Origin of the sequence: Robiginitalea sp. (genome assembly GCF_049588695.1) — a bacterium.
GTDB lineage: Bacteria > Bacteroidota > Bacteroidia > Flavobacteriales > Flavobacteriaceae > Robiginitalea.
Genome location: NZ_JBAVZJ010000207.1, coordinates 1 through 2,895, shown reverse-complemented (window position 1 = coordinate 2,895; position 2,895 = coordinate 1). Strand labels below are relative to the sequence as shown.

At 46.7% G+C, this 2,895-nt stretch carries 3 protein-coding genes; all 3 read right to left on the bottom strand.

Annotated elements, in window-relative coordinates:
• Positions 1-453 (bottom strand): phytoene desaturase family protein (locus WBV75_RS04970; RefSeq protein ID WP_424119544.1); only part of this gene is annotated, 453 nt, incomplete at its 3' end.
• Positions 454-480: 27 nt separating this feature from the next.
• The gene (locus WBV75_RS04965) at positions 481-1,380 is read right to left on the bottom strand and encodes a MerR family transcriptional regulator (protein WP_424119543.1); all 900 of its coding nucleotides are present in this window, start codon (positions 1,378-1,380) and stop codon (positions 481-483) included.
• A gap of 148 nt (positions 1,381-1,528) precedes the next feature.
• Positions 1,529-2,779 (bottom strand): NAD(P)/FAD-dependent oxidoreductase, encoded by a 1,251-nt coding sequence (locus tag WBV75_RS04960; RefSeq protein WP_424119542.1) that lies wholly within the window; start codon positions 2,777-2,779, stop codon positions 1,529-1,531.
• Positions 2,780-2,895 lie beyond the last annotated feature (116 nt).

The following is a 2,895-nucleotide window of genomic DNA, read 5'->3' as shown; positions in this document are numbered from 1 at the left end:
GACTAATTCAAGGGGTGACTTGCCCGGCTTGTATACCATCTTATTGATGGCGATATCGTAATTATCCGCAGCCTTGGCTATAAACTTTTTTAGGGGTTTGGAACTTCCCGGTTCGATCCGTTCGAATTCGGAACAAATCTGCTCCATCGAATCCCCAATGGTTACAACATCATCTTCGAAAAAAATCTGATAGGCAGGGCTGAGCTTCTCCAGTTGATAGTAGTCTGAACTGCTTTTTCCAAAATCCCGAAAGAATTTTTCAAAGATATCGGGCATCCAATACCAACTTGGTCCCATATCGAAAGTGAACCCATCCCGAACGAGTTGTGAAGCTCTTCCTCCCAATTGCTCATTTTTTTCATATACGGTAACCTCATACCCGGCCTGTGCCAGATAACAGGATGCCGAAAGACCGGCGAAGCCCGATCCGATTATGGCGATCTTTTTACTCATAATTCGTGGCGGATTTCTAGTACCGGATCACAGTTGGTTCAACAATTGTTCGATAGAGTGGTAGAGCGATATGTTTTCCGGTAAGTCCTCTCCCGCTGCATGTTCTGTTTGCCTGCCCAGGACCCAAAGTTGGCTCGAGAGTTCTGAATGCAGTTTTTCCTGAAAATCTATAAAATATTGCCCCAGGTCATCTTTAGTTGGGATGACCGTAAAATAAGAAACAAAAATCGGATCGTCATAGTATTTCTTTAAATCCACCAAACTCTCCAGAGGAATGGTTTGCCCGAGGTAAATCGTTTTATAGCCCCTGAGGACTAATTCGTAATTCACAAACAACAGTCCGATTTCGTGAATCTCATTCTCAGGAAGGAATAATACAAAAACCTTATCGGTTTTTGAAGGTTCCAGTGTCTGGAGTTTTTCAGTGCTCGTAGAAATTTTTTGTTTAATGAGGTGGGTGATAAAATGTTCGTGGGCCGGCCCGATTGTATCCGATTGCCAAAGGAGTCCGAGTTCATGTAGCAGGGGCATGAAAACTTCCCAGAAAATTTCGCGGAACGAGCGTTCCGCCAGGAGTCCGGAATACGTTTTCTGAAAAAGGGACTGGTCAAAATTGATCATCGACAGCTTAAAGGCATTGATGGCGTGACTCTTTACGCTGTTCTGGGCCACGATCTCCCGAACCTCTTGAACGATCTGGCCTTCAGGAAGATCTGCAATTTTCGAAATCTTGTACCCGTTGTTGTAAAGCAGGGTAACATTGAGGAGTTTTTGGAGGCTTTGGAGGCTGTAGGTCCGGATATTGGTCTCGGTGCGTTCCGGTTTAAGAAGTCCGTATCGTTTTTCCCAGATCCTGATGGTGTGCGCTTTAATCCCGCTTAAATTTTCCAGATCCCGGATTCCGAAGGACTTCTTAACGCTGTTCATCTTTTTATTTTAAAACTTAAACAAAAATATTAAAAATAAAAAGGAACCCGCCTTTACGAATCGTTAAAATTCAGATTAAAACCTCATTTGTTTATTTTCCGCCCTTACATTAAGGTACTATCGTCTGGCCGAAGGTTTTGTTACTCCTCTAAAAACGGCGTTCGGGATGGAAGGCTGTCATCTCCATGGAGGGCTTGTCCCCTGATATTATTTCGGTGATGAGTTTTCCTGTAACAGGTCCGAGACTCCAACCCATCATGGCGTGACCTGTTGCCAGACATAGATTCTTCCAGGAGCCTACCCTGCCTATGTAAGGCAGGCCGTCAGGGGTAACCGGTCTGAGTCCACAGGCGGCGCTCTGAAGTTCTGCAGGTTCAATTTTAAAGGCGTCGTAGTACTGTTCGGTAAGCCGTGCTATAGCTTCTACCCGATTTTTACGAATGTGGTGATTGATTCCCGAAAACTCCATAGTGCCGGCCAACCGGGTAAAGCCATCCATGGGGGTAATGGCCACTTTGGCCTCCATCAATATAGCCGGTATACGAACCGGGGTAGGTCTGTCTACATCAATTCGATACCCTTTACCGGCTTGCAGGGGTAGGTTCACCCCGAGTTTTTTACTCAAAAGGGGACTCCAGGCCCCGGAAGCCATGACAATTTCGTCTGCTTCAAAGAACCCTTTAGTGGTATGGACTCCCGTAAGGGTGTTGCCATTGGAATTAAATCCGGTAACAGTAGTCCCGGTATGAATTTCGACCCCTGCCTGTGGAAGGAAGGATTTGAAGCGCTCCATGAGCTGGGTAGGTGTGGTGTGTGCATCGCACAGGTAGTGAATGCCTCCCTGGATATCACTATTTAAACCGGGTTGTAATTCCCGGAGCTCCACTTTGTCGACTGCTTTAGCCTCAAGGCCAAGGCCCTGGACGCGTTTCATCACTTCCAGTTCTTCCGCACCTGATTCCTCGGACTTAAAAAGCATCAGGAGCCCTTTTTTTTCCAATTGAAAATTTCCCAGATCCCCACTTTGATGCATCTCTTCATAGAGCGCTTTGCTCAACACGTTGATCCGCGCTATAACAGGAATGGCACGTTCAACTTTTTGACGGGTGGAAGATCGGTGGAAGTACCAGGCCCATTTCAGGAAATCCCGATCGAAGCGGGGTTTGAGGTAAAAAGGACTGCTGCTGTTAAACATATATTTCAACCCTTTGGCCATCATTCCCGGGGCGGCCAGGGGCACGATATGGCTGGGGGTCAGATAACCTGCATTGACGTAGGAGGCTCCCCCGTTCATTTCAGATTTATCCAGTACAACGACCTGGTGTCCTGATTTTTGGAGGTAATAGGCAGAACTCAGTCCCATTATTCCCCCGCCGATAACGACGACATTTTTTGCCATGTTTAAGACGGATAATGAGGTCTAATGTACGGATTCAGTTTGAATTCTCCTGTCTTCCTATTGCGGCAGCGGATCGCACGACTGGGGTACCTTCGCTCCGCTCGGTGCTCCATTGT